General features: G+C 37.8%; 24 protein-coding genes. 10 read left to right on the top strand and 14 right to left on the bottom strand.

What is annotated here, in order from left to right:
* The first annotated feature begins 21 nt into the window (after nt 1-21).
* The 3 genes from AC04Q1_RS01710 to AC04Q1_RS01700 all read left to right on the top strand — a co-directional run bounded on the left by AC04Q1_RS01710 (nt 22) and on the right by AC04Q1_RS01700 (nt 1705).
* Nucleotides 22-801: an SAM hydrolase/SAM-dependent halogenase family protein gene (locus tag AC04Q1_RS01710; RefSeq protein ID WP_478361219.1), complete on the top strand. Its 780-nt coding sequence runs from the start codon at nt 22-24 to the stop codon at nt 799-801.
* Between the two features lie 180 nt (nt 802-981).
* Complete coding sequence (locus tag AC04Q1_RS01705; protein ID WP_478361217.1) at nt 982-1506, top strand: hypothetical protein; 525 nt, start codon at nt 982-984, stop codon at nt 1504-1506.
* 52 nt (nt 1507-1558) lie between these two features.
* A complete protein-coding gene (locus AC04Q1_RS01700) occupies nt 1559-1705 on the top strand; it encodes a hypothetical protein (protein ID WP_478361215.1) in 147 nt (48 codons plus the stop codon).
* Nucleotides 1706-1811: 106 nt separating this feature from the next.
* Here AC04Q1_RS01700 and AC04Q1_RS01695 read toward each other — a convergent pair whose 3' ends face one another.
* From AC04Q1_RS01695 to AC04Q1_RS01660, 8 genes are all read right to left on the bottom strand, one after another.
* A complete protein-coding gene (locus AC04Q1_RS01695) occupies nt 1812-2762 on the bottom strand; it encodes a D-2-hydroxyacid dehydrogenase (RefSeq protein WP_478361214.1) in 951 nt (316 codons plus the stop codon).
* A 70-nt stretch (nt 2763-2832) separates the two neighbouring features.
* Nucleotides 2833-3906 (bottom strand): 3-phosphoserine/phosphohydroxythreonine transaminase, encoded by a 1074-nt coding sequence (gene serC / locus AC04Q1_RS01690; RefSeq protein WP_478361212.1) that lies wholly within the window; start codon nt 3904-3906, stop codon nt 2833-2835.
* 243 nt (nt 3907-4149) lie between these two features.
* Nucleotides 4150-6576, bottom strand: a complete 2427-nt coding sequence (locus AC04Q1_RS01685; RefSeq protein WP_478361210.1) for a TonB-dependent receptor — start codon at nt 6574-6576, stop codon at nt 4150-4152.
* Between the two features lie 101 nt (nt 6577-6677).
* Entirely contained in the window at nt 6678-7349 is a 672-nt protein-coding gene (gene rpe / locus AC04Q1_RS01680; RefSeq protein ID WP_478361208.1) for a ribulose-phosphate 3-epimerase, read from the bottom strand.
* A gap of 328 nt (nt 7350-7677) precedes the next feature.
* Entirely contained in the window at nt 7678-9813 is a 2136-nt protein-coding gene (gene pnp, locus AC04Q1_RS01675; RefSeq protein WP_025146264.1) for a polyribonucleotide nucleotidyltransferase, read from the bottom strand.
* A gap of 177 nt (nt 9814-9990) precedes the next feature.
* Nucleotides 9991-10275 (bottom strand): 30S ribosomal protein S15, encoded by a 285-nt coding sequence (gene rpsO, locus AC04Q1_RS01670; protein WP_116249811.1) that lies wholly within the window; start codon nt 10273-10275, stop codon nt 9991-9993.
* 330 nt (nt 10276-10605) lie between these two features.
* Nucleotides 10606-11082 carry a hypothetical protein gene (locus tag AC04Q1_RS01665; protein WP_478361206.1) on the bottom strand — a complete coding sequence of 159 codons (477 nt, stop codon included), beginning with the start codon at nt 11080-11082 and terminating at the stop codon, nt 10606-10608.
* Nucleotides 11083-11090: 8 nt separating this feature from the next.
* Nucleotides 11091-11294: a hypothetical protein gene (locus tag AC04Q1_RS01660; protein WP_478361204.1), complete on the bottom strand. Its 204-nt coding sequence runs from the start codon at nt 11292-11294 to the stop codon at nt 11091-11093.
* A gap of 70 nt (nt 11295-11364) precedes the next feature.
* Here AC04Q1_RS01660 and AC04Q1_RS01655 point away from each other — a divergent pair, with 70 nt between their 5' ends.
* On the top strand, nt 11365-11784 hold the full coding sequence (locus tag AC04Q1_RS01655; RefSeq protein ID WP_478361202.1) for an acyl-CoA thioesterase: 420 nt from the start codon (nt 11365-11367) through the stop codon (nt 11782-11784).
* Between the two features lie 288 nt (nt 11785-12072).
* Nucleotides 12073-13497: an MATE family efflux transporter gene (locus AC04Q1_RS01650; RefSeq protein ID WP_478361200.1), complete on the top strand. Its 1425-nt coding sequence runs from the start codon at nt 12073-12075 to the stop codon at nt 13495-13497.
* A 74-nt stretch (nt 13498-13571) separates the two neighbouring features.
* On the opposite strand, the gene AC04Q1_RS01645 is transcribed toward AC04Q1_RS01650, so the two are convergent.
* Both AC04Q1_RS01645 and AC04Q1_RS01640 read right to left on the bottom strand, forming a co-directional pair.
* Entirely contained in the window at nt 13572-14669 is a 1098-nt protein-coding gene (locus AC04Q1_RS01645; RefSeq protein WP_478361198.1) for a hypothetical protein, read from the bottom strand.
* Complete coding sequence (locus AC04Q1_RS01640; RefSeq protein WP_478361196.1) at nt 14669-15295, bottom strand: ATP-binding cassette domain-containing protein; 627 nt, start codon at nt 15293-15295, stop codon at nt 14669-14671. The genes AC04Q1_RS01645 and AC04Q1_RS01640 overlap by 1 nt, the downstream gene beginning before the upstream one ends.
* Nucleotides 15296-15589: 294 nt before the next feature.
* On the opposite strand from AC04Q1_RS01640, the gene lepA reads away from it, so the two are divergent.
* Nucleotides 15590-17377: a translation elongation factor 4 gene (lepA, locus tag AC04Q1_RS01635; RefSeq protein WP_478361194.1), complete on the top strand. Its 1788-nt coding sequence runs from the start codon at nt 15590-15592 to the stop codon at nt 17375-17377.
* Between the two features lie 85 nt (nt 17378-17462).
* Nucleotides 17463-18344 (top strand): bifunctional 5,10-methylenetetrahydrofolate dehydrogenase/5,10-methenyltetrahydrofolate cyclohydrolase, encoded by an 882-nt coding sequence (locus AC04Q1_RS01630; RefSeq protein WP_478361192.1) that lies wholly within the window; start codon nt 17463-17465, stop codon nt 18342-18344.
* A 143-nt stretch (nt 18345-18487) separates the two neighbouring features.
* Here AC04Q1_RS01630 and AC04Q1_RS01625 read toward each other — a convergent pair whose 3' ends face one another.
* Entirely contained in the window at nt 18488-18823 is a 336-nt protein-coding gene (locus AC04Q1_RS01625) for a Rieske (2Fe-2S) protein (protein WP_478361190.1), read from the bottom strand.
* 107 nt (nt 18824-18930) lie between these two features.
* Between AC04Q1_RS01625 and AC04Q1_RS01620 the strand changes: the two genes are divergently transcribed.
* The 3 genes from AC04Q1_RS01620 to AC04Q1_RS01610 are packed head-to-tail and all read left to right on the top strand — an operon-like array spanning nt 18931 to nt 21925.
* Nucleotides 18931-19554 (top strand): 7-carboxy-7-deazaguanine synthase QueE, encoded by a 624-nt coding sequence (locus AC04Q1_RS01620; protein ID WP_478361188.1) that lies wholly within the window; start codon nt 18931-18933, stop codon nt 19552-19554.
* A gap of 37 nt (nt 19555-19591) precedes the next feature.
* Entirely contained in the window at nt 19592-21478 is a 1887-nt protein-coding gene (locus AC04Q1_RS01615; RefSeq protein ID WP_478361186.1) for an OmpA family protein, read from the top strand.
* 30 nt (nt 21479-21508) lie between these two features.
* On the top strand, nt 21509-21925 hold the full coding sequence (locus AC04Q1_RS01610; RefSeq protein ID WP_478361184.1) for a DUF6526 family protein: 417 nt from the start codon (nt 21509-21511) through the stop codon (nt 21923-21925).
* A gap of 180 nt (nt 21926-22105) precedes the next feature.
* Here AC04Q1_RS01610 and AC04Q1_RS01605 read toward each other — a convergent pair whose 3' ends face one another.
* The 3 genes from AC04Q1_RS01605 to recQ all read right to left on the bottom strand — a co-directional run bounded on the left by AC04Q1_RS01605 (nt 22106) and on the right by recQ (nt 25909).
* Complete coding sequence (locus AC04Q1_RS01605; RefSeq protein WP_478361182.1) at nt 22106-22822, bottom strand: YqjF family protein; 717 nt, start codon at nt 22820-22822, stop codon at nt 22106-22108.
* A 2-nt stretch (nt 22823-22824) separates the two neighbouring features.
* Nucleotides 22825-23637, bottom strand: coding sequence for a 3-deoxy-8-phosphooctulonate synthase (kdsA, locus tag AC04Q1_RS01600; protein ID WP_478361180.1), 813 nt, complete (start codon nt 23635-23637; stop codon nt 22825-22827).
* 82 nt (nt 23638-23719) lie between these two features.
* Complete coding sequence (recQ, locus tag AC04Q1_RS01595) at nt 23720-25909, bottom strand: DNA helicase RecQ (protein ID WP_478361873.1); 2190 nt, start codon at nt 25907-25909, stop codon at nt 23720-23722.
* Nucleotides 25910-25992 lie beyond the last annotated feature (83 nt).

Here is a 25992-nt window from a genome sequence, read left to right as displayed (position 1 = left end):
AGCAATAATAATGAATTTTTAATGGGGATAATTACTTTAACAACAGATTTAGGTTCAAAAGATTTTTACCAGAGTGCCCTTAAAGGTAGTCTGTTCAGTCTGATGCCTAATGTTAATTTAGTTGATATTACCCACGAGGTTCCATCGTTCAATATTTCATATGCTGCCTTTGTTCTAAAAAATGCCTATCCCTACTTTCCGAAGAATACGGTACACTTAATCGGCATTGATTCTGTATATAGTGAAAACACTAAATACATAGCCATAAAGCATCGCGATCATTATTTTGTAGGGGCAGATAATGGTATTTTTTCCCTTCTTTTTGATGATGTTCCGGAAGATGTGGTAGAGCTGAACATTATGCAGGATCTAAAATATCTGCATTTTCCATTGGTTGATATTTTTGTGAAAGCAGCAACGCATCTGGCTAAAGGTGGCAAACTAAAAGAGATTGGTTTACCTGTAGCAGAGATTGAGCAAAAGATGCTTTTACACCCTGTAATCGAACGTGATGTGATTAGGGGAAGTGTGGTTTATATTGACACTTTTTGCAATGTAATCACCAACATTACCAAAGACCTTTTTACCAAAATCCAGAAGAACAGAGATTTTACTTTGTACTTTAGGAAAAGCGAAACCATTACGCAGTTGAGCTGGCATTACAATGAAGTACAGGAAGGCGAAAAACTTTGCCTGTTTGGCATCAGTAACCATCTGGAAATCGCCATTAACAAAGGAAAAGCAAGTGGTTTATTGGGTTTACATTTGGGTGATATTGTACGGGTTGAGTTTCATCCTTAAATTTAGTTTAACAGTTCAATCGTTCGTTTTGGCGCGGCTTTTAAACGAATTAATCGACAAAATATCACTGTGGATACACCATTGAGAAGAGCACAATGGCCAATCACGACCAAAAAACTAATGGCCAATGAGCCAATTAACCAGCCAAAACAACTTCCATCCTTTTCGCGTTTATAAAGCATGAAAAAATATTTTTATCTGCTCTCCTTATTATTGCTGAACTTATATGCCTCAGCACAGCAAGATACTGTGGCTTATGCTGCACAGCGTGTTAAAGTAAATTCGTTATTGGCAGAACGAAGTACCAGGTTTGGTCAATACGATGAAAGTTTAAATCAACGAACGGGCATCTTCGGTTGGCAAACCAAACGTGATATCAAAAATTCAAATGAGATTCTCCGTCAGGTGGTTTTAGCCGATAATAATATTTTTAAAGAATTGAAAATATTAATGGATTACAAAGATTTACAGAATCAGCAAAAAGTGGCAGTTGCAGATAATTCACAAACCCGGATTGAAGCCTATATGGGTACCATCAAAAAGCTTCAGGATCAAAACGCACAGCTTAAAGAAGATTTAGACAAGAAAAACAAAGGAAGTTTATCAACCTATATTATTGTCTTTCTGATTCTAGTGATGGCCGGTGGATTTTATTTCTTCAACAAAAAATTACAGCGATATGAAACTGCTAAAATCAAGCCTTAAATTATAACCATATTTTAGGAGCTTCATAAGCTTTAAAGGCAATAAACAAATTATGAAAAAAGGACTGTTTAAAATCCTGGCGAAGATAAACAAGGTGGTTTTGCCAAGTTTATATAAAAAGGATCCGAGTAAGTTAACCACTTTTCAGAAAGCAATATTGGGCTATCGTTATTGGGTACTAACAAATGCATTAGATTAAAAAAGACCAATCTCAGATTGGCCTTTTATAAAATCCGTCATGATGAATTTATTTCAGAACCTGTTTAAAAGGCCCTGAAACGAGATCAGGGTGACATCAATAATGTTTATTTTGTAAAATGCTCAATAATCAAAGTAGCCAGTTCCGTACCTATACGTTCTTGTGCTTCGTTGGTTGATGCGCCAATGTGTGGTGTTAAAGAGATTTTAGGATGAGTTAAAATTTCTGCCAATGGCGTTGGCTCGTTATCGAAAACATCTAATCCGGCAAAGGCAACTTTACCAGAATTTAATGCCTCAATTAAAGCAGGCTCATCAATCGTTCCACCGCGAGAACAGTTTACGATCCCAACTCCGTTTTTCATTTTTGCAAATTCTTCTGCACCTAAAATCGGTTTGTCTGCAAATGGTGTGTGTAAACTAAAGAAATCACTTCCAGCAATTACTTCATCCAATGAAACAGTTTTAATTGGAATACTTACTGATTTCCCTCCCTGGAATTCTAATGTAATTTCTGACTCTGAAGGATATAGATCATAGGCTAAAACATTCATGCCTAAACCTAAAGCTACTTTTGCAGTAGCACGGCCTATACGGCCAAAGCCGATAATGCCGATGGTTTTTCCACTTAACTCAGTTCCTTTAGCATAAGCCTTTTTTAGGTTATTGAATTGTGTTGAACCTTCTACAGGCATTTTACGGTTGGCATCCTGTAAAAATCTGATACCCGTAAATAAGTGTGAGAATACCAACTCAGCAACTGATAATGAAGAAGCTGCCGGGGTATTTACGACATTAACACCTTGACTACGTGCATATTCGACATCAATATTATCCATGCCTACTCCACCTCTACCAATTAATTTGATATTTGGAACGGCATCGATTAATTCTTTTCTAACTTTTGTTGCACTACGAACAGTAATGGCATCATAGTTTTTTAAAGCTTCGGCTAATTTATCCTGGGGAACGGTTTCAGTATCTACCTGAAAACCTGCTTTTTCTAATAATTCTTTTCCGATCGGATCAATCCCATCGTTTGCTAATATCTTAATCATATGTATGATTTCACTGATTAAATTGATTACACACATTTAAATGCGAATCAATTATCGGTTAAAATTTAAATTAATTTGCTTTTGACTGTTGTTCTTCAAATAGTTGCATGGCATCAATTAAAGCATGTACACTGGTAATCGGTAATGCATTATACATCGAAGCCCGGAAACCGCCAACACTTCTATGTCCTTTAATACCAACAATGCCCTGCTCTTCAGCATACTTCAAAAATGGTTTTTCCAATTCGGCATTTTCCATTACGAAACAGATGTTCATTCTGGAGCGGTCTTCAACGGCACAGGTTCCTTTAAACAAAGTATTGCGATCGATCTCTCTATAAAGTGCTTCAGCTTTTTGTTTGTTTTCTTTTTCAATTTCAGCAACCCCACCTTTTGATTTTAACCAGCGAAGATTTAATAATGCTACATAGATGGAAAAAACCGGAGGTGTATTGTACATTGAATCATTATCAATATGCGATTGATAGTTCAGCATTGATGGGATTTTACGCTCAATTTTACCTAAAACCTCATTTTTAACAATAGCGATGGTTAAACCAGCGGGACCAATATTTTTTTGCGCCCCAGCATAAATTAAATCGAACTGAGAAACATCAATTACGCGGCTCATAATATCCGAAGACATGTCGCAAACCACAGGAACATCAGTTTTAGGTACTTCGAAAAGTTCAGTTCCATAAATCGTGTTGTTCGAGGTATAGTGAAAATAAGCACTATCAGCCGGAATTTCAAAATCCTTTGGAATGAAAGTGTAGTTGGCGTCTTTTGAAGAAGCTACCACATTTACATTACCGATAAATTTAGCTTCTTTTAATGCCTTGGTTGCCCAAACACCCGAATCTAAATAACTTGCTGTTTGTCCATCGCCCAATAAGTTCATCGGAACCATTGCAAATTGCAAACTTGCACCACCTTGTAAAAATAAAACGGAATAACCCGACGGCACATTTAATAATTCCTTTACCAACTTATCAGCTTCAGCAACAACTGCCTCAAATTCGGTTGTTCTGTGCGAAATTTCTAAAATTGATAATCCATCGTTAAAATCTAAAACAGCCTGAGCTGCTTGTTTAAACACTTCTTGAGGTAAAATACAAGGGCCTGCGCCAAAATTATGCTTCATCTTATTATATAATGTTTTATGGCGGTAAATGTAAAATTTTTAAAGCAGTTATGCCTATAAAATCGTATCATAAAAAATTAAATTTTGTTAAAAAAAAGTCGAAAATCGATTGATTTATTGCAGTTTTTGCAATTAAATCGTTTAACTGGAAATGATGGATTTCTTTTTATTTTTTGAATATACAAACCGTGGATATTCGGTTAGCTGGTTTGAAAGAGTGATCCTAAAATCTACAATCCTTAATCATGGCTTATTCTTCAGTCTTACAATCAATTTCAGATTAAACTGCCTGCCTGTTAAATAATTTGGAATCGCATATTGCACATTATCAACATCTTTTAACCAGAGGTAAGAAACGGTATTGTCGATATTCAGCATATTGAAAACTTCAAAAAACAAGATAACAGAGCTGAAATTCCGGTCTAAAAACTTTGGTTTGTGCAATGCGGCATCATCAAGGAAATCTTTGGAGAAACCAATGTCAACACGTTTGTACGATGGGATAAAGAATTTATCTAAATATCTTGGTGTTTGCGACGGGCCTATCGGTAATCTTGAGCCATATAGCGCATTTAAATGTACCTTATATGTTGGGCTGTTTAATAATTTATCCTGAAAAAATATAGAGAAATTTAAACGCTGATCTGTTGGCCGTTTTAAATAACCGGGATAAATTGTGATTCCATTTTGAACATAACTGTCACCGATAATGTCTTCATTTGCATGCATTACCGACATTCTGAAATAAGAAACCAAATCCTTAACGAACTCACCGCCAATACTAAAATCGGCACCATAAGCATAACCCCGTGATACTTCGTTGGCCAGGTATTTAATTCTCAGGTTATCAATTTTGTATGGAATTAATCGATCTGAATATTTAAAATAGGCTTCAGATGTAAACTTTAAACGCGTTCCGAAGGCATCAAAAGCATACTCATAACCTAAGGAAGTATTATAAGAGCTTTGCGCTTTTTGATCAATATTTAATATCCCGGAAAAATCGCGGATGGTGCGGTATGATGGTGGCTGTTTGTAAACACCGGCAGAAAACCTTAAAATTTTATTGTTCGAGTTTGGCCGGTAAGCAATTAACATCCTCGGGCTGATCAGCAATTGTTTGCTCAGTGAACTATATGAGGCGCGTGCTCCTAATTGAAGTTCGGCTGAACTTGAAAGCGAGTAACTGTCTTGAATATAGGCACTGTAATTTTTTATATCAATTGTGTTCTGAACATTGATTACATTTTGCAAAACAATATTTTTCGAATTGTTCGGCAAAATAAAGCCTGCTGAATCGGTATAATTATATTCATTCAATTGATCGTTATAATTGGATTTATCAAATTTTATCCCCCAGGAAAATACATGGTTATCGAAGTTTTGATCTACTTTTACTTCGGATGCAAAAACCTGGGTATTAAGGCTATTTCTTCCGTAGTTATAATAACTGCCAATGCCCCTGTTTTTATTGATCAATCCAAAATTTTCCCCAGGAAATGTGTTGTCCTCTTCATCAAAAATATAGCTGCCGTTGATATCGAAACGTTCTCTTTCAATGGTATTGAAGTAGCTGTTGATAAACTTGATCACTAAATTCGGTTTAGGAGAATAAGTAGCGGTAACAGCGCTTCCTAAGGTTTGGTAATCATCGATCTCCTCACCGGTATAATCAACATTAAGCCTTAGGGTGGTACTTAAAGTCCCAAATTGGGTTTCTCTATTGGTAGGAACCAGTTTAAACTGACCGAGATTAAAGCTGCCCAGAAAACTGACATTGAATTTAGATGAAAAATCATATTGATACAGCAATTGGGCATCAGCAAAATTTGGACTGTAACTCCCCTTCTCATCTTGTTTGATTAATACACTCGAATTATTTTTATACCGTAAACCTGCCAGCAGAAAGCTGTTTTTGAATATTTTTTTTGTACTTAATGAGGTATTTAAAAGACTGGTACTAAAAATGGTCTGATTGCTGTCGGGTTTATCATATTTAATGTCTAAAATGGAAGAAAGTTTGTCGCAATATTTTGCTTCAAAACCCCCTGCAGAGAACTTTGCCTTACTCACCAGATCCGAGTTGATAAAACTCAGCCCTTCCTGCTGTCCATTGCGGATCAATACAGGCCGGTTGATCTCTACATCATTGATGTAAATTAAATTTTCATCGAAATTACCTCCTCTAACACTGTATTGAGCGCTTAATTCGTTATTTGTGGATACGCCGGGAAGAGTTTTGAGCATGGTTTCGAAATTGCCCGAAACCAGCGGCATTGATGAAACATCAGCAATATTAATGGTTGTTGTATTGCTTAACTGGTTTTGCTTATTGGTAATGTTAACCTGTTCTAGTTCATTAATATTGGCAATCAGGTTTACCTGTTTGATAATCCTAGCGCCCGAACGTTCACTAAACTTTATCGTTTGAGGCTGATAACCCAAAAGTGAATATTTAATGCTAAAAGTTTTCGATTTTGAATAAATGGTGTATACCCCGAATTCATCGGTTACCGTAGATTGTGCCTGACCTAAAACAATTACAGTAACCTGGGATAAGGGCAACTTTTCAGCACTATACACAATTCCTGAAATCCTAACCAATGGCTGGGCTACAGCAAAACTGCAACCAGCAATTAACAGGAAAAGGATAAACCGAAATTTGAGCATTTTTTAGTTGCGAAATGTAAAAGTATCAAGATAAAAGTGTTGATTATCAGGATGATTATACTCTATGGTCCTTATCATTGGAACAATTTAGCAATAAACAATTAAATGCTAATACTACTGTTGGTTAGCTGTTTCATTTTAGCAATTGTTTCTGTTGGATTATCTGTTGCAAAAATCGCGTTTCCTGCCACAAAAGCATTGGCACCTGCAGCTACTAATGTAGCAATATTTTGCAAACCGACACCGCCATCAACCTCAATAATTAAATCTTCATTTATACCTTGAATCAGCGTTTTTAGATCTTTGATTTTCTTGTAAGTATTGTGAATGAATGCTTGCCCGCCAAAACCTGGATTAACTGACATGATCAATACCAAATCCAGATCCTCAATCACATCCTGCAATAAAGTCACCGGAGTGTGGGGATTTAAAGCCACCCCAGCCTTACATCCAGAGGCTTTTATTAACTGAATGGTTCTGTGCAAATGTGTACAGGCTTCGTAGTGGACCGTAATCCGGTCTGCCCCTGCTGTCGCAAAATCTTCAATATATTTATCAGGTTCTACGATCATTAAATGTACATCCAGTGGTTTTGTAGCATGTTTTTTAACCGCGGTCATTACAGGGAAGCCGAAAGAGATGTTTGGCACGAAAACGCCATCCATCACATCAACGTGAAACCAATCGGCTTCACTTTGGTTAATCATTTCAATATCGCGTTGTAAGTTGCCAAAATCGGCAGAAAGTATGGATGGGGCAATGATGTATTTCATTTAATTATTTCTTATTTTCTTAATTCCGAATTCCGCTATTATTTTTTATGGAAACATTTATCAACATCGTCACCCAGAATTCGTTCCAGGGTCTTAATAGCAAAAAAGATGCTGATTCCGATTTTTCGTGACAGCATGACTGTATGATGCAAGTTACAAAAGAAGTCCGAAAGTTTTTAGTTAGAAATTCCGATGTTAATTTTTATAGGAACAAAAAACCCTTCCAGTAAAAACTGAAAGGGTTTTGTTATTTGTGTCCGTCACCCTGAATTTATTTCTGGGTCTATCAAACAGATGCTGAATCAAGTTCAGCATGACGTATCGATTGTTACGCTTGTGGCGCAGCTGGTTTTTCTGGTCTTGGCAATAAAACTTTGCGGGAAAGTTTCATTTTACCCTGTTTATCGATGTCTAATAATTTAACCTCGATTTTATCACCTTCTTTTAACACACCGTCCATAGTTTCTAAACGCTCCCATGAAATTTCAGAGATGTGTAATAAACCATCTTTACCTGGCATAACCTCAACAAATGCACCAAATGGCATAATTGATTTTACTTTACCCTGGTAAACTTCGCCTATTTCCGGTTTGGCAACGATGTTACGGATACGGGTAACCGCTGCATCAATTGCAGCTTTGTTATCAGCAAATACCTCTACGATACCTTTACCATCAACTTCTTCGATAGAGATTGAAGCACCGGTTTCGCGTTGCATTTCCTGGATAATTTTACCACCTGGGCCGATAATTGCACCGATAAATTCTTTATCAATAGTTAAAGAAACAATACGCGGAGCATGTGGTTTGTAATCTTCGTTAGGTGAGCTGATGGTTTTCTTCATCTCGTTTAAGATGTGTAAACGACCATCTTTAGCCTGTAACAAAGCTTTAGTTAAAACTTCGTACGATAAACCATTGATTTTTAAGTCCATCTGACAAGCAACAATACCATGTTCGGTACCCGTTACTTTAAAGTCCATATCACCTAAATGATCTTCATCACCTAAAATATCAGAAAGGATTGCATATTTACCAGTTTTCTCATCGGTAATTAAACCCATTGCAATACCAGAAACTGGCGATTTGATTTTAATACCTGCATCCATAAGTGCCAATGTACCCGCACAAACAGTTGCCATTGATGATGAACCGTTAGATTCTAAAATATCAGAAACAATACGGATGGTATATGGATTTGCTTCACCTTGAGGCAATACTTTTTTCAATGAACGTTGTGCTAAAGCACCGTGACCAATTTCTCTACGACCAGCACCTCTGTTAGGTCTAACCTCACCAGTTGAGAAACCAGGGAAATTATAGTGTAATAAGAATTTGTTGTAACCATTAAAGAAAGCACCATCAATCATTTGCTCATCATCTTTGCTACCTAAAGTAACTGATGTTAACGATTGCGTTTCACCACGTGTAAACACAGCTGAACCGTGAGCAGCAGGTAAGTAACCAACTTCACTCCAGATTGGACGGATTTCAGTAGTTTTACGGCCATCCAAACGGATACCTTCATCTAATAATAGATTTCTAATTGCATCGTACTGAACATCATGGTAATAGTGTTTAGCCATTGCTTTGGTTAAATCTGCAGTATCTTCTGGCATTGCTTCGAAGAATTCGTTAATGATCGCAGTAAAACCTTCTTTACGAACATCTTTATTGCCGCCAGCTTTTGCTACAGCATAAACTTTATCATAAGTATCAGCATAAACTTTCGCTTTTAAATCAGCATCGTGGTCTTCGTGGTTATATTCACGTTTAACGGTTTTGCCGGTAGCCTCAGTTAATTCAACCTGAATAGCACATTGAACTTTAATTGCATCGTGTGCAAATTTTAAAGCTTCAACCATTTCATCTTCCTGAATCTCATCACACTCACCTTCAACCATGCCAATATCGTTAGCCGAACCAGCAACCATAAACTCTAAAGTTGCACGTTCTAATTCGCTGGCTTTTGGATTGATAATTAACTTGCCATCAATTTTAGCCACACGTACTTCAGAAATCGGGCCATTGAAAGGAATATCAGAAACTGATAATGCAGCAGATGCCGCTAAACCTGCCAAACAATCTGGCATAATATCTTTATCAGCAGAGATTAAAGAAATCATCACCTGTGTATCAGAGTGATAATCACTTGGGAACATTGGACGTAAAGCTCTATCCACCAAACGAGAGATTAAAACCTCGTAATCAGATAATCTTGCCTCACGACGTAGAAAGCCTCCTGGAATACGGCCGGTAGCCGCATATTTTTCCTGATAATCTACCGATAATGGTAAAAAATCAGTACCTGGTTTGGCACCAACAGTAGATACAACAGTTGCTAACAACATGGTATCACCCATTTTTACTACAACCGAACCATCAGCTTGTTTAGCCAGTTTGCCTGTTTCAATTTCTACAATTCTGCCATCGCCCAAATCGAACGATTTTTTTATTACATTCATTTAATTAGAATTATGGTGTGTTTTCCTCTTTCTACACACCGTTGTTTATATATGTATTTGTTTTTGCAAACGAAGATAGGATTAAAAAAGCCTATCTATAATAAATCCCGTTAAAAAAATTAACAGGGAATTAAAAAGCCATTCCCTAAAGAATGGCTTTCAATGATAAACTTGCGCTTACTTTTGTTTGATGATATCACGAAGCGATAAAGCTTTGATGATAGCACGATAGCGCTCAATATCTTTTTTGTATAGGTAAGCCAAAATACCACGGCGTTTACCTACCAATTTTTGAAGTGACAACTGAGTTGAAAAATCTTTACGGTTTTTCTTTAAGTGTTCTGTTAAGTGCGCAATACGGTATGTAAATAACGCTACCTGACCTTCTGCAGAACCCGTGTTGGTTTCTACTTCTCCGTGTTGTTTAAAGATTACGGCTTTCTTTTCTGGACTTAAATACATTCTTGAATAATATTAAAGCAATAAAAAATTAATTAATTGTGGCGCAAAGATAAGGGTATTTTTAATTATAAACAAGTATTTCTTAATTGGTAAATCAAAACCACTTTTGGGCAGATTTAAGGGTAAAGCAAAGTTCAGTTTTAATCGGTTGCTGCCCTCCTGCCCTCGCTACAATCTTTTAAAAACGCCTGTCATTTTGAGCACGAAGGATCAGTTTCATCGGCTGCAGATTCTTCGTACCTCAGAACGACAGCTTATTTAGGGTTGATGCACATTTTAAAAGGATTTCCGCTAAGTCAGGTTTAGAGAACTTAATGCAGTACAAGAGACCTAGTTTTTCTTATTAATGCGTTCCAATTCTAAAACATCCAGCTGATCTTTAAGCCTGTTGGTAGCCCGTTTATTATCTAAAAGGTGATTATAATGCAGAAACCTTGCCTTAATACCGCTTATTTCATCAACTGTAGCCATTTGGAAATACTCATCAAACTTTTGTTTATCTAGGCCGGGAATATCCGTCATCAGATCTGCATACATACCGTCATCCATTAAAACTTCGCAATAACCTGCAATAATGGGCACATCCAATAACATATCATATCTGCCATATCCCATTTTATCAAGAGCGTAAATCAAATTCTGCCTGTTTTCTTTAGTATCCTTTAAATAAATATCTAAATCGCCGGTAGTACGGTTATAACCATATCGGTTAACAGCGAAACCTCCAACAATCAGATAATTAACATTAAACTGCTCAAATGTTTCTAATAACAAGAGCATTTCAGGATTTTCTTTATCAAAAGACATAAAGCAAATTATATGGCTGGCTTGCGTATTACAAGCCCTTTGCCCTGTGGAGATTTCAAAGGCCGGCCACCATTCATGGTAACTGAAATGTGGTTGAGTTGCAAAACACCAAAAAAGCGTTGCTCAGGGGTGCGGCTCAAATAAACAGCATCACGTTCCTCCACAATTGTTTCGCGTGGAGTATTGATATCATATAATTTGAGTTTTCCCATTTCATCAAAAATACGAAAAAAGAGCAATAAAAATATACAATTGCATACTTTTGCCTAAAACATTTTAACCTTGGAAAAGAATCAATATAGCATTTTCGAAAGCGAATTGCGCGTCCGTCCTGATGATATCGATATGTTTAACCATGTACATAATAGCAAATATTTAGATTATGTATTGGCTGCTCGATACGAACAAATGGAAAGGTTCTATGGCATGCCATGGGAGCATTTCACAAAACAAGGTTTGGGTTGGGTGGTGAGCCATGTAGACATAAATTTTAAACGCCCCCTGTTGATGAACGACTTGATGTTGATCAGAACGGGAATCTTAACGATGAATGATAAAGGTTGTTCCGTTCAGTTCGAAATCATCAATCAAAAGACAGGAAAAGTGGCATCAGATGGGGTTTTTGATTATGTATTAATTGATTTAGCCACCAGTCGCGGAACAAAAGTTACCGAAGAAATGATTAAGGCCTATAGTGTATAAAAGATGATACACACGTTTATGGATCACACAAGACCAATAAGGTCATAAATCATTGACTTCTTTATTTCCTTAGCAAAAAAGTTAATCAATTTCCTGAAAATTAGTCATCAAAATTTGACAATTCAAAATTTTAACTATATTTGCGTCATCAAAAAGACCAGAGCCATGATAGTATCTGCAATCCGTTTGAGGTTCTAAAACAACCGAGGATTCACCTCCATTTCAATTTTAGGTATGTACGCTTAACTGCGTATGATTGGTTTATACATTACTTTTTATTTATATTTTATGTCACAGTCTACAAAGGCGCAGGGGAAACTATCGTCTTTTTTCGATATCCTGATCCAGTCTTTAAAAGGTAACGAAGTTGATTTAACTTCAATAAGTATTAAACGCGCAATTATTTTATTGGCCATTCCGATGATGCTGGAAATGGCTATGGAATCGGTGTTTGCGTTAGTCGATCTATATTTTGTAGGTCATTTAGAAAACAGTAGTCATGCCATACAAACCGTTGGTTTAACAGAATCGGTTTTAACCATTATATATTCTTTAGCCATTGGATTAAGTATGGCCGCTACTGCAGTAGTTGCCCGGAGAATCGGCGAGAAAAATCCGGAAGCCGCATCAAAAGCAGGAATGCAAACCATTGTAATTGCTGTTGCTGTTAATGTTTTGATTAGCATCGCAGGACTAATCTATGCGAGAGACATTCTATTATTAATGGGCGCCTCAACAGAAACCGCAGACCATGGTACCACATTTGTTCGTATTATGATGGGTGGAAGTATCATTATTGTGCTTTTATTCTTAATCAACGGAATTTTTAGAGGTGCGGGTAACGCGGCAATCGCGATGCGCAGTTTATGGATTGCCAATATTGCAAACATCATCCTCTGCCCTATTTTTATCAATGGTTTTGGCCCGATACCGGCATTTGGTTTAACGGGTGCAGCAATCGCCACTACCATCGGACGTGGTTTAGGTGTTAGCTATCAGGTTTATAATCTGTTCAGTGGGAAAAATGCATTGAAGATACGCATCAGTCATTTTATCCCGGATTTCACCCAGATTAAGGCGATTGTTAAAATCGCAGCACCAGCTATTTTCCAGTTCGTAATTGCAAGCTGCAGCTGGGTGTTTTTGGCTGAATTGGTTGCCACCACAGGCGGAGACACAGGATCGGCAGGTTATCAAACCGCGTTACGCTTAATGATGTTTTTCATGTTACCAGCATGGGGATTAAGCAATGCTGCCGCTACCCTGGTTGGTCAGAATTTAGGCGCTGGACATATAGATCGGGCTGAAAAATCAGTTTTCCAAACCTTAAAATACATCCTGATTTTTATGGCGGTAGTAAGCGTGCTTTTTCTTACCTGCGGACATTTATTTGCCGCATTTTTCACTGCAGATGAAAAAGTAATCGCTATTGCAAGCAGAGCCTTGAAAATTTTGAGTTTGGGTTTTGTGATTTATGGTGCTGCAATGGTTTTTAGCAGTGCATTTAATGGTGCAGGCGATACCTGGACACCTACAAAAATTAATGTTTTTGCCTTTTGGTTATTTCAGATACCACTAGCTTATTTTTTAGCCAAGTTTTTAGAAATGGGACCTACAGGTGTTTTTATTGCCATTCCAACTGCTGAAGCGGGAATTGCGATAGCAGCCTACATTTTGTTTAAGAAAGGTAAATGGAAGAAAACGATGGTTTAAATTGACCCATTAACAGGATTTAACCACAGATGAAAAATCTGCATCAGTTATAGAGACATCTGTGGTTAAAATTCTTATTCCCCTATTCCTTTCAAATCGGCTTTATTAAACATGAACACATAATATAACATACAACTGCCCAACAATAGCCCACTGAATAAGAAATAATGATGTGCGAGGATAGACCACATGGCAATAAAAAAGAAAAACAGCAGCCACTTTAGATAGTTATCCATATTTAACCGAACCATATGCAATAAGTTCAAAAGGAAGAATAATCCTGATAAGGCGAAAATAAATCCATTTGTGATCGGAAGTAATTCGAACTGAGCCACTGAAAACAAAAATATCCATTCGGGGATTAATACAATGACGAAAACCAATAACCAGTTGAATATTCTTTTATAGATGGATATCTGAAGGCTTTTGCTGAAACTGAGGTAATCCGTTTCGAACTTTAATATTGTAAAAACCAAAACTGCATGGCATAAAATAGATGCCAATAAAGCAACCAGTATTACCCGGACATCATCGCCAATATCGGCAAACATCCACATCATTCCTTTAAAGAAAACAAAAGATAACAGCTTACACATGAACAGCATTAGCGGTTGTTCTTTGAATAAATGAAATAGCGGCCAGCTAAAGAAAGGTTTCCTAATATTTACCCCAACATTGACGGATTGCTTTTCCTGTTTCAAAAAGCCCAACGTTACCGATTGGTAAGTAAGCCAGGATAAACCTAAAATCAGTATTGAAAAAACAGTTAGGATACCAATGATGCTGATAAAAAAGCGGTAGCTGAGGCTTAAAGCGATGAGTAGGAAAACATAAACAACTATTGGCAAGAGCAGGATAAAATATAACTCTAACCACAATTTTAACTGCAAATTCTTTTTTAAAGCGGCCGATTCTTTAATAAAGGAATACTTTGCCAGTGATAATTTTTGTTTAATAAAGAAATGAACTTTCAGGCTGTATAAAAGCCATGATGAAAATACTATGGCCATCCCAACCGGCGATGAAATACCTGCCAACAATAAAGCCTTCTGGTATCCGATTAGTTGTGAAGGCTCCACCACGCCGAATAAAATATAGATGCCTACCAGAAAAAAGCCCGCATGTTGCTGGTAAAATTCTTTAGCTAAACTATTGATCAATAACCTGAGCATTATCGCTGAATGATTTGTTTACCAACGATCTGAAATAAACGATCTAACTTTAGTTTATCCGCATTTACTTCCTGGTGCGACGATAAAAGAAAGCTCTTTCCCTCTTTCACTTTTTCCGTGATTAATTGATACAGTTTATCTGCCGAAGCTATGTCGATGGTAATCAACGGCTCATCTAAAATATATAAATTGGGGCTGCCTATAAAAGCGCAGATCAAAGAAAGCTTTTTAAGCATTCCGCTCGAATACTCCCCAACTTTCTGATCAATAAAGGCCGTCATATCGAAATAAGCTGTAAGTTCTTCGGCTTGCTCCCTTTTTGCTTTTCGTGTTTCCAGATAGAAATCGATCAACTCCTGCCCAGTTATAAATAAGGGATATTGTGGTTCCGCTTCAGCAAAACTGATTTTAGATCTGAATTTTATCGGTTCTTTTTTAAGGTTTATTCCATTGAGTTCCACTTCTCCTTTAAACGGGATCTGGCCTGAAATAATCCTGAATAAGGTCGATTTACCCGTCCCATTACCTCCTTTTAGCCAATGGATTCCATCATCGACTTTCCATTCGACAAAGTTTAACACTTCATGACTTCCGTATTTCTTATTGATGTTGGTTAAGCTAAGCAAGATCTTTAGTTTAATTCTGGTTTAGATTTCGTGACAAGAGATTTGTTACTTTTTAATGCATCTTGTTTGCTAAAGTATCAATAGCATTACTGTCTCTAATCAAATGAGGGGTTGGAACGACATCATTTTGGTTGAATCTTTCAACAAGTCCAGGATGATATTTACCAAAATATACAGTGAAATGCAGGTCTATAGTAACCGAAAAACGACTGTATTTGCTTTTCAGATTAATCTGTCTGGCAACGATATTTTCTAGATTAAAAATTACCTTAAAAAACATATCTTTGCGCAAAGATGAAGCATATACGTAATTTTTGCATTATTGCACATATCGACCATGGTAAAAGTACTTTGGCTGATAGGTTATTAGAATACACCGAGACAATTTCTAAGCGTGAAGCGCAGGCACAGTTGCTCGATAACATGGATTTAGAGCGTGAGAGAGGCATTACGATTAAAAGTCATGCCATACAAATGAACTATAAAGTGGGTGATATTGAATACAATTTCAACCTGATTGATACACCTGGTCACGTCGATTTTTCTTACGAAGTTTCGCGTTCTATTGCGGCCTGCGAGGGTGCACTACTTATTGTAGATGCTTCGCAAGGTATTCAGGCACAGACGATTTCTAACTTGTATTTAGCATTAGAGCACGACCTTGAAATTATCCCGATTTTAAATAAAATGGATTTACCTGGGGCAATGCCTGAGGAAGTGAAAGACCAGATTATTGATTTAATCGGATGTAAAAGAGAAGATATTATTCCTGCCTCGGGTAAAACCGGATTGGGGATCCCAGATATTATCCAGGCCATTGTTGACCGTGTTCCAGCTCCGGTTGGCGATCCGGAAGCACCATTACAGGCTTTGATTTTCGATTCTGTTTTTAACTCCTTCCGTGGGATTATTGCTTATTATAAAGTTGTAAACGGCGAAATCAAAAAAGGTGATAAAGTAAAATTTATCAATACCGGAAAAGAATATCTGGCTGATGAGGTTGGTATTTTGAAACTGGATATGGCGCCACGCAGTGTGGTTAAAACCGGGGATGTGGGTTACATTATTTCTGGCATTAAAGAAGCCAGGGAAGTAAAAGTTGGTGATACGATTACGACTACCGCAAGACCATCGTTAGAGGCAATTCAGGGATTTGAAGAGGTTAAACCAATGGTTTTCGCTGGTATTTACCCGGTTGATACCGATGAGTTTGAAGAATTGCGTGAGGCGATGCACAAGTTGCAACTGAATGATGCTTCTATTGTTTTCGAACCTGAGAGTTCCGCGGCATTAGGCTTTGGTTTCCGTTGCGGATTCCTGGGCATGCTGCACATGGAAATTATTCAGGAACGTTTAGAACGTGAATTCGACATGACGGTAATCACTACCGTTCCCAACGTGTCATACATTGCGCATACGACCAAAGGCGTTGAAATTTTTGTAAATAACCCATCTGACTTACCTGACCCAAGTAAACTGGATTCTGTTGAAGAACCATTTATTAAAGCGAACATTATTACCAAAGCCGATTTTGTTGGCCCGGTAATGTCACTTTGTATTCAGAAAAGAGGAACAATTGTAAATCAATCATACTTAACATCTGACAGAGTTGAGTTGATTTTCGAAATGCCAATGGGCGAAATTGTATTCGATTTTTATGATAAACTGAAAACGATTTCAAAAGGCTATGCATCTTTCGATTATCATCAGATCGGTTACCGTAAATCGGATTTGGTTCGTCTGGATATGTTAATAAATGAAGAGCCGGTTGATGCATTATCATCTTTGATCCACCGCAGTAATGCTTACGATTTCGGAAAGAAAATTTGCGAGAAATTAAGAGAGTTAATCCCCCGTCAACAGTTCGAGATTAAAATACAAGCTTCTATTGGCGCTAAAGTGATTGCCCGCGAAACATTGAGTGCCTTACGTAAAGATGTAACGGCTAAGTGTTATGGTGGTGATATTTCCCGTAAGCGGAAGTTATTGGAGAAACAGAAAAAAGGTAAAAAACGCATGCGCCAGGTTGGAAACGTAGAAATTCCGCAAAGTGCATTTATGGCGGTTTTGAAATTAGATTAGAATCAGATTTGAGATATTAGATTTGAGACATGAGACGAAGCGTCTAATCTCAAACCTAATATCTGGTATCTCACATCTCATAAAAATGAAGTTATTAGACGGTAAATACGTATCAGAAAAAGTTAAAGTTCAAATTGCAGAAGAAGCTGCCGAATTTTTGAACAAAAGTGGACGCAAACCCCACTTAGTGGCCATTTTAGTAGGGAATGATGGTGGTAGCGAAACCTATGTGGCCAGTAAGATGAAAAACTGCGAAAAAGTTGGTTTCAAATCTTCACTTCACCGCTATGATAACTCGGTAACCGAGGCAGAATTATTGGCAAAAATTGAAGAGATCAATCAGGATGATGATGTAGATGGATTAATTGTTCAATTGCCATTGCCAAAACATATCGACCCGGAGAAAGTGACCGAAAAGATCGATCATCGTAAAGATGTAGACGGTTTCCACCCTGTAAATTTAGGCAGGATGATGCGTAACCTACCTTGCTTTATTCCCGCAACACCTTATGGCATATTATTAATGTTGCAGGAATACGGTATTGACACCACAGGAATGCACTGTGTTGTGGTAGGCCGCAGTAACATTGTAGGTAGCCCGATGAGTATCTTAATGGCCCGTAATGCCAATCCAGGCAACTGCACCGTAACGCTTACACATTCAAGGACAAAAGATTTAAAAGAGCAAATCCTTCAGGCTGATATTGTGATTGCAGCAATCGGTAAAAAGAATTTTGTTACAGCCGATATGGTGAAACCTGGTGCCATTATCATTGATGTAGGCATTAACCGCGAAACTTCTACCGAAACCAAATCGGGCTTTAAGTTATATGGTGATGTAGACTTTGAAAATGTAGCGCCTAAAGCCTCTTACATTACGCCTGTTCCAGGTGGCGTAGGTTTGATGACCATTGTGGGTTTATTGAAAAACACATTGGCCTCTGCCAGAAAAGAGATTTATTCTTAAAGGTGGAAGGTTGAAAGTCAGATAGATAGTCTAAAAAAATATGAAAAGCGGCTCAAGAAATTGAATCGCTTTTTTGTTAATCTGAAAAGGGTTGCCGTTTTGCTCAATTGACCTTATAAGGAAATTTGTTTAGCAATGAACAATTACCCCCATAATTTACTCCACCAACTTTCTTCAAAACCGATGTACAATCCATCCTCACGTAATTCGGTTGGGTAAATATTAATATAATCGCCCTGACCCTCTGCGCCTCTTCCAGTAGTTAAACTGTATTCGTAGCGATGGATTGGGCAAACAAGATTCCCATTTTTGCACCAGCCGCCACTAAAATGACCGCCAGCGTGTGGGCAATGTGATTGGGTTGCTATAATTTTATCCTCATTGTTGATCAAACAAATTTGTTTCCCAGCCACCTCAATGGTCTTAATTGTATCAGGACGGGGAATTTGATTGTTATTTAGTGCCTTGAACCACTTCATGCTGCTAAAATACAGCAAATAAATATCACTCTTATTTCATCTTTACATTAAATTTCAGAAGAGGAACTGCTTTCACCATATTTTTTAGGATATTTGCATCCTCAAAAATGAAACAAGACATACCAGAAGACGGCACATTACTTCCCTTGATGGAAGAATTTTATACCATACAGGGCGAAGGATTTAATACAGGTAAAGCAGCTTATTTTATCCGTTTAGGGGGCTGCGACGTGGGTTGCCACTGGTGCGATGTTAAAGAAAGCTGGGATGCAGAAATGCATCCGCTAACGGCCTCAGATGTTATTGTAGAAAATGCTGATAAATTTCCCGGAAAGGCAGTTGTGATTACCGGTGGTGAGCCATTGATTTACAACCTTGATTACCTCACCAATAAGTTAAAAGAGAGAGGTATACTAACCTTTATCGAAACATCAGGTGCTTATCCGCTATCAGGAAACTGGGACTGGATCTGTTTATCGCCAAAGAAGTTTAAAGCACCGAGACCAGACATTACACCTTTCGCGCACGAATTAAAGGTGATTGTTTTTAATAAGAGCGATTTCAAGTGGGCAGAAGAATATGCCGCCATGGTATCTCCCTCCTGTAAGTTATATCTTCAGCCTGAGTGGTCTAAATCGAAAGAAATTACGCCTTTAATCATAGAATATGTAATGGCTAATCCGAAATGGGAAATTTCTTTACAAACACACAAATTTTTAAATATTCCTTAAAAACAATACATTAGCTTTATAACCAAATGTTAATGTAATGAAATTCCGTCTCGTCCTCATCTTTAGCATACTGGGCATTTATTGTTTTGGGCAAAGTTCATCGAATAAAAAAGCACAGGTTTTTTTCGAAAAAACTGGTCCGTTAATCCAGAAGCTGGATTATGTTTCTGCCGAACAAGCTTTAAAAAGTGCTGTCGATGCCGATCCATTGTTTCAGGGTGCTTATATTACACTTGCTGCCGTTCAAAAAGCACTAAAGAAATATCCGGAAGCCAAAGCCGCTTATGAAAAAGCAATATTGATCAATAAATCCGTCACTCCTGAAGTAATTTATGGCCTGGCTGAAATGGAATTTGCTACACAGGATTATGTAAAGGCAAAACAGCATTTTGTGGAATTTCTGGCTTTAGATTCCTCTTCAGATCGGGCTAAGAAAGCAAAAAAATATCTTTTAGATTGTGATTTCGCTTCAGTAGCAATAAAAAAACCTGTAAAATATAGTCCGACCAATTTAGGCGGTGGTGTAAATACAACAGATGCGGAATATTTCCCTGCGCTAACTGCCGATGGTGAAACATTGGTTTTTACCCGTCAGGTTAATGGAAATGAGGATTTCTGGACCTCTCAGTTCAAAAATAACTCGTGGGCGGCCGCAACACCCTTATCAAATAAAATCAATACGGCCCAATACAACGAAGGTGCTCAAACGATCTCTCCAGACGGTAAATACCTGTTTTTTACGGGTTGTAACCGACCAGATGGCTTGGGAAGATGTGATATTTATGTTTCACACCGTGAAGGGAAAGATTGGGGCGAACCCTACAATGTGGGTAAACCCGTTAATTCAGAATATTGGGAGTCGCAGCCGGCCATCAGTCCTGATGGAAGAACTTTGTATTTTATCAGCAACAGACCAGGCGGATCGGGAGGTTATGATATCTGGAGAAGTACCATTACCGATGATGCGAAATGGGGTCCTGCTATTAACCTTGGACCCGAAATCAACACGGCTTTTGACGAGAATACCCCTTTTTTGCATGCTGATGGTAAAACTTTATATTTTTCTTCCGACGGCTGGCCTGGCTTTGGAAATAAGGATATTTATTATAGCAGACAGGGGGATGATGGCAAATGGCAAAAGCCGGTCAATATAGGCTATCCGATTAATTCTTTTGAAGATGAAAGCGGTTTGGTGGTTAGTGCCGATGGGAATTTTGGTCTGTTTTCGTCAAACTTAAAGGGTGGCTTTGGTTTACAGGATATTTATAGTTTTGGTATCCCAGAGCAAGCTAAGCCTTTGAAAATAAGTTATGTAAAGGGTATTGTAAAAGATAAGGACACTAAAAAAACGATAGAAAGCAATGTTCAGTTAGTTGATCTGAAAACCAATAAAACGGTGTTTGATGATTATACCGATCCGGAAACCGGTCAGTTTTTAGCGGTAATGCCTGTTGGAAGCAATTATTTATTTAACGTAAATGCAGAGGGGTACATGTTTTATTCAGAAAACTTCGAACTTAAAGCCGGAGATATCAATAAGCCTTATCAGATTGAGGTGTACATTGAAAAAATAAAACAGGGCGGTAATGTTACGCTAAGGAATATATTTTTTGATACCAATAAGTTTAATCTTTTACCAGCCTCTATCCGTGAATTGGATCTACTCATCGATTTTTTACATCAAAATCAAAGCGTTCAGATAGAAATTCAAGGCCATACCGATAATGTTGGCGATGATCAGCTGAATGAAAAATTATCTTTTAACCGTGCCAAGGCCGTTTACGAATACCTGATCAAAAACAGTATTGATGCTAAAAGACTTAATTTCAAGGGCTTTGGACCAAGTAAACCTATTGCTGATAATAAAACGGAATCGGGTAGGAAAAACAACCGAAGGACATCATTTGTGATTACAAAATTATAAACATATAAAGTATTACTTAAAAAACTCAAAATGTCTCAACATTACGGAAACCATAAAAGATTTTATCCGCCCTTCCATTTTTTTACCATACCATTGGCGGTTTTAGGATTGGGTTTTGCCATTTATTCGTGTATTGCAATACCCACAATTATTACTGGCTTACTTGTACTTGCATTTTTCCTGATTGCTATTATAGCTGTAATGGCAAGGATGTTTGCACTTAAAGCACAGGACAGAGCCGCAAGGGCAGAAGAAAAATTACGTTATTACATGCTTGCGGGTAAAGCATTTCCAGACGAACTGAGAATGGGCCAGATTTTGGCCTTACGTTTTGCTGGTGATGAAGAGTATTTGGCCTTAACAGATAGAGCAGTTTCCGAAAAGTTATCTCCTGATGAGATTAAAAAAGCAATTAAAAATTGGCGCGGAGATTATCATCGGATATAATCCGGCTCTCGTTATACTGTTATGAATCTGACGGCCGTCATTCCAGCGAATGGAGCTTAATACGATCGCAATTGATCAGAATTCTTCACTGCATCCGATAGCTATTGGATGAAGGGAAATAAAGAATATATATTATTCAGATCTTTCCGCTACGGTCGAGAGGACGATTTAGTTTATAAATTAAAACTTTTTTCCTTTTAACACCCTGATTTCTGAGCCTTCTGCCAGCATTACAGAATTGGGAATGGCATTGTTGAGGAAAGTGAAATCATCTCCATAATTTATCCCAAAATCAACGTTGATTTTATAATCCTTTACAGGGTAAACTTCCCAACGGGGATGTTCCACACCATATTCAGAAGTTTTATTATTTCCTATTTTGGTGTAACCCCAATAATGCTCGGTAATAAATTCTTCTTCACTGCCTACCCGGATTTCTGCTGCTTTTGAAGAAGCGGTTACGGAAAAATTATGCCAGTTTTTATTCTTCCAAAGATAATCTACCTCGATTTGATCTTCTTCTTCAACCCAAAAATGTTTCATTGGGAAGGTTTGGTAATTCTCTTTATAAATGGTATTGGCTACAAAAGTGATGGCAGGTTTGGGTACAAATTCTTTAATAAAGACCACCCCTCTTTTCCAGACATTACCATCTTTAAATTTTACATAAAACCTTAGGTTAACTTCTTCAAAGTTTGTATGAAATGGGATATTAAAGCCTAACAGTTTAACATCAACAAACATAAATCCGACTAAACTCACATAGTACTTACCCTGCCAATCGTCTAATTCTGTATTTGGCGGAAGATATTTCGAAAGTATTTCTTGATCCACAGCATATTGTACCAATGCTAATTTCCGCCATTCTGCGGTAAGAAATACTTTCGGGTTATTCAAGATTATAGAATGGCTTGTCTGATTCTGATCAGTTTGGTCAAAGTTTCCTCCAACAGATCTAAATGCAGCATGTTTGCGCCGTCTGATTTTGCATTAGCCGGATCAGGATGCGTTTCGATAAATAAACCATCAGCGCCTACTGCAATGGCTGCTTTAGCAATAGTTAAGATGAGTTCAGGCTTACCTCCGGTAACACCACTGCTCTGATTGGGCTGTTGCAAAGAATGCGTACAATCCATCACTACCGGCACGCCGAAACCCTGCATTTCTGGTAAACCCCGATAATCAACAATTAAGTCCTGATAACCGAAAGTGTTGCCTCTATCCGTTAGAATTACTTTGTTATTCCCTGCTTCTTTTACTTTTTCCACCGCAAATTTCATTGATCCCGCAGAAAGAAACTGGCCCTTTTTAACGTTCACCACTTTTCCGGTTTCGGCAGCTGCGATTAATAAGTCTGTTTGGCGACATAAAAATGCAGGGATCTGCAATACATCTACGTAAGCTGCAGCCATTGCAGCCTCGCCGCTTTCGTGGATATCGGTAACTGTAGGTACACCAAATTCTCTGCCAATGCGTTCTAAAATACGTAAAGCTTTTTCATCGCCAATACCGGTAAAAGAGCTGCCCTTACTTCGGTTCGCTTTCCGGTAAGAACCTTTAAAGATGTATGGAATTTGAAGTTTATCAGTAATCGTAATAATCTTTTCAGCAATCCTCATGGCAATGTCCTCGCCTTCAATAGCGCATGGACCAGCCATTAAAAAGAAATTTCCTGAATCTGTATTTTTTATTTTATCTAAATAGTTTATCATTTTTGAGATGTGAGATGTGAGAGGTGAGATGTGAGAGATGAGTTGGTCTCAAATCTAACTTCTCCCGTCTCACATCTAATTTTTAGTTTCCTAGTTCTGACATGAATTTAATCCGCATCAGTTGAATTTCTTCGCGGGTGTAATCGGTTTCGCCTAATTCGTTAAGGGCTTCATCTATTGAATCGCTTTCAGCTGCTCTGAAGTAATCGAAAACTTCGTCCTGACGATCATCATCAATCACTTCATCGATGAAATAATTCAGATTGAGTTTAGTGCCCGAATTAACGATAGACTCCACTTCTTTCAGGATTTCTTCGTAAGTAATGCCTTTTGAATCGGCAATATCCTCTAAACCAATCTGTCTATCAATATTTTGGATAATCGAAACCTTCATCTGCGATTTATTGGCCTGGGTTTTTATAATCAGATCGATCGGACGTTCAATATCGTTATCTTCAACATATTTTTTGATCAGTTCAATAAATGGTGTTCCGAATTTCATCGCCTTACCCGAACCTACACCCGAAATCTGGCGAAGCTCTTCCATCGTAATCGGGTAATGTGTGCACATTTCCTCTAAAGATGGATCTTGAAAAACAACAAACGGGGGAACATTTTTCTGTTTTGCGATTTTCTTGCGCTGATCTTTAAGCAGCGATAAAAGATGGGCATCTAAAGCACCTGTGCCTTGTTTTACATCATCATCATCGTCATCAACACCCGATTCTATCGGTTCATTTAATATGAATTTCAAACTGTAAGGATTGACAATAAAATCTCTCCCCTGCTTCGTTAATTTTAATAATCCGTAGTTATCAATGTCTTTAAATAAGTAATTGTTTAAAACGGCCTGGCGGATAATCGATTTCCACATCAGCTCGCCTTCTTCCTTGCCTATTCCAAATTCAGGAATCTTACTATGTTCGTATGCAATGGTCTGAGCGGTTTCTAAACCCAGAAATACGTTCAACAGGTGTGCGTCATCAAATTTTTCGCCCGATTTTTCGATGAATTTCAAAAGGATTAACAATTGACTTTCAGCATCAAATTGTTTTTTTGGCTTTTTGCAATTGTCACACATACAATTACATCCAGTTTCATTAAAATTCTCACCGAAGTAATGCAGGATCTGCTTACGTCGGCAAACGCCTGACTCGGCATAATCAATCACTTCTTTTAATATCTGTGTGCCAATTTCGCGTTCCGAAACCGGTTTATCCTTCATAAATTTGGCGAGCTTATCTACATCCTTTTGGGCGTAGAAAGCAATGCACACCCCCTCACCACCATCGCGGCCGGCCCTACCTGTTTCCTGGTAATAGCCTTCCATACTTTTTGGTACATCATGGTGAATAACAAAGCGCACATCTGGTTTATCAATCCCCATACCGAATGCAATGGTTGCCACAATCACTTCAGCATCTTCCATCAAAAACCTATCCTGTGTATCGGCCCTCACCTTTGGATCCAAACCAGCATGATAAGGTAAGGCACTAATTCCGTTGAGGTTTAATGCTTCAGCAACCTCCTCTACTTTTTTACGGCTTAAGCAGTAAATAATGCCAGATTTACCCGGATTAGACTTAATATATTTAATGATTTCCTTAGTAATGTCTCTTTTGGGACGGATTTCATAGAATAAATTGGGTCTGTTAAATGAAGACTTAAATAACGTAGCTTCCGTCATCCCAAGATTCTTCATAATATCCTGCTGCACTTTTGGGGTAGCAGTTGCTGTTAATGCAATAATTGGAATGTTATTTCCTAATCCTGCAATAACCTGTTTAATCTTGCGGTATTCCGGTCTGAAATCATGCCCCCATTCAGATATACAATGCGCTTCATCAACGGCAACGAAAGAAATTTTAATCAGATTTAAAAATTCAATATTGTCCTGTTTCGCCAGAGATTCGGGCGCAACGTACAATAATTTAGTCTGACCGCTTAGAAGATCAGATTTAACTTGGGTAATTTCAGATTTGTTTAGGGATGAATTAAGAAAATGAGCAATACTGTCATTCCCACCAAAAGCTCTTAACTGGTCTACCTGGTTTTTCATCAATGCGATTAACGGAGAAATAACAATTGCCGTCCCCTCGCTCATTAAAGCGGGCAACTGATAGCAAATAGACTTCCCACCGCCTGTTGGCATAATAACAAACGTGTTATTGCCTTCTAAAATATTTGTAATGATCGACTCCTGATCACCCTTGAAATTATCAAACCCGAAGAAATTTTGTAGGTTATCAAATAACGACTTTTTCACGTCCATTTTGTGTAATAAAATATGCGATGCTATTTTTGTATCCAAAATAACATAATTTTACAAGAATTTCAAGTATTAACAGACAATTA

The organism is Pedobacter humicola, from assembly GCF_056490705.1.
Note: the sequence above shows the minus strand (reverse complement) of the source record. Positions and strands in the feature narration are given on the sequence as shown.

Coding starts and splice junctions, on each gene's coding strand:
- AC04Q1_RS01710 (WP_478361219.1), top strand. CDS start 22: ATGGGGATAATTACTTTAACAACAGATTTAGGTTCAAAAGATTTTTAC.
- AC04Q1_RS01705 (WP_478361217.1), top strand. CDS start 982: ATGAAAAAATATTTTTATCTGCTCTCCTTATTATTGCTGAACTTATAT.
- AC04Q1_RS01700 (WP_478361215.1), top strand. CDS start 1,559: ATGAAAAAAGGACTGTTTAAAATCCTGGCGAAGATAAACAAGGTGGTT.
- AC04Q1_RS01695 (WP_478361214.1), bottom strand. CDS start 2,762: ATGATTAAGATATTAGCAAACGATGGGATTGATCCGATCGGAAAAGAA.
- serC (WP_478361212.1), bottom strand. CDS start 3,906: ATGAAGCATAATTTTGGCGCAGGCCCTTGTATTTTACCTCAAGAAGTG.
- AC04Q1_RS01685 (WP_478361210.1), bottom strand. CDS start 6,576: ATGCTCAAATTTCGGTTTATCCTTTTCCTGTTAATTGCTGGTTGCAGT.
- rpe (WP_478361208.1), bottom strand. CDS start 7,349: ATGAAATACATCATTGCCCCATCCATACTTTCTGCCGATTTTGGCAAC.
- pnp (WP_025146264.1), bottom strand. CDS start 9,813: ATGAATGTAATAAAAAAATCGTTCGATTTGGGCGATGGCAGAATTGTA.
- rpsO (WP_116249811.1), bottom strand. CDS start 10,275: ATGTATTTAAGTCCAGAAAAGAAAGCCGTAATCTTTAAACAACACGGA.
- AC04Q1_RS01665 (WP_478361206.1), bottom strand. CDS start 11,082: ATGTCTTTTGATAAAGAAAATCCTGAAATGCTCTTGTTATTAGAAACA.
- AC04Q1_RS01660 (WP_478361204.1), bottom strand. CDS start 11,294: ATGGGAAAACTCAAATTATATGATATCAATACTCCACGCGAAACAATT.
- AC04Q1_RS01650 (WP_478361200.1), top strand. CDS start 12,073: ATGTCACAGTCTACAAAGGCGCAGGGGAAACTATCGTCTTTTTTCGAT.
- AC04Q1_RS01645 (WP_478361198.1), bottom strand. CDS start 14,669: ATGCTCAGGTTATTGATCAATAGTTTAGCTAAAGAATTTTACCAGCAA.
- lepA (WP_478361194.1), top strand. CDS start 15,590: ATGAAGCATATACGTAATTTTTGCATTATTGCACATATCGACCATGGT.
- AC04Q1_RS01630 (WP_478361192.1), top strand. CDS start 17,463: ATGAAGTTATTAGACGGTAAATACGTATCAGAAAAAGTTAAAGTTCAA.
- AC04Q1_RS01625 (WP_478361190.1), bottom strand. CDS start 18,823: ATGAAGTGGTTCAAGGCACTAAATAACAATCAAATTCCCCGTCCTGAT.
- AC04Q1_RS01620 (WP_478361188.1), top strand. CDS start 18,931: ATGAAACAAGACATACCAGAAGACGGCACATTACTTCCCTTGATGGAA.
- AC04Q1_RS01615 (WP_478361186.1), top strand. CDS start 19,592: ATGAAATTCCGTCTCGTCCTCATCTTTAGCATACTGGGCATTTATTGT.
- AC04Q1_RS01610 (WP_478361184.1), top strand. CDS start 21,509: ATGTCTCAACATTACGGAAACCATAAAAGATTTTATCCGCCCTTCCAT.
- kdsA (WP_478361180.1), bottom strand. CDS start 23,637: ATGATAAACTATTTAGATAAAATAAAAAATACAGATTCAGGAAATTTC.
- recQ (WP_478361873.1), bottom strand. CDS start 25,909: ATGGACGTGAAAAAGTCGTTATTTGATAACCTACAAAATTTCTTCGGG.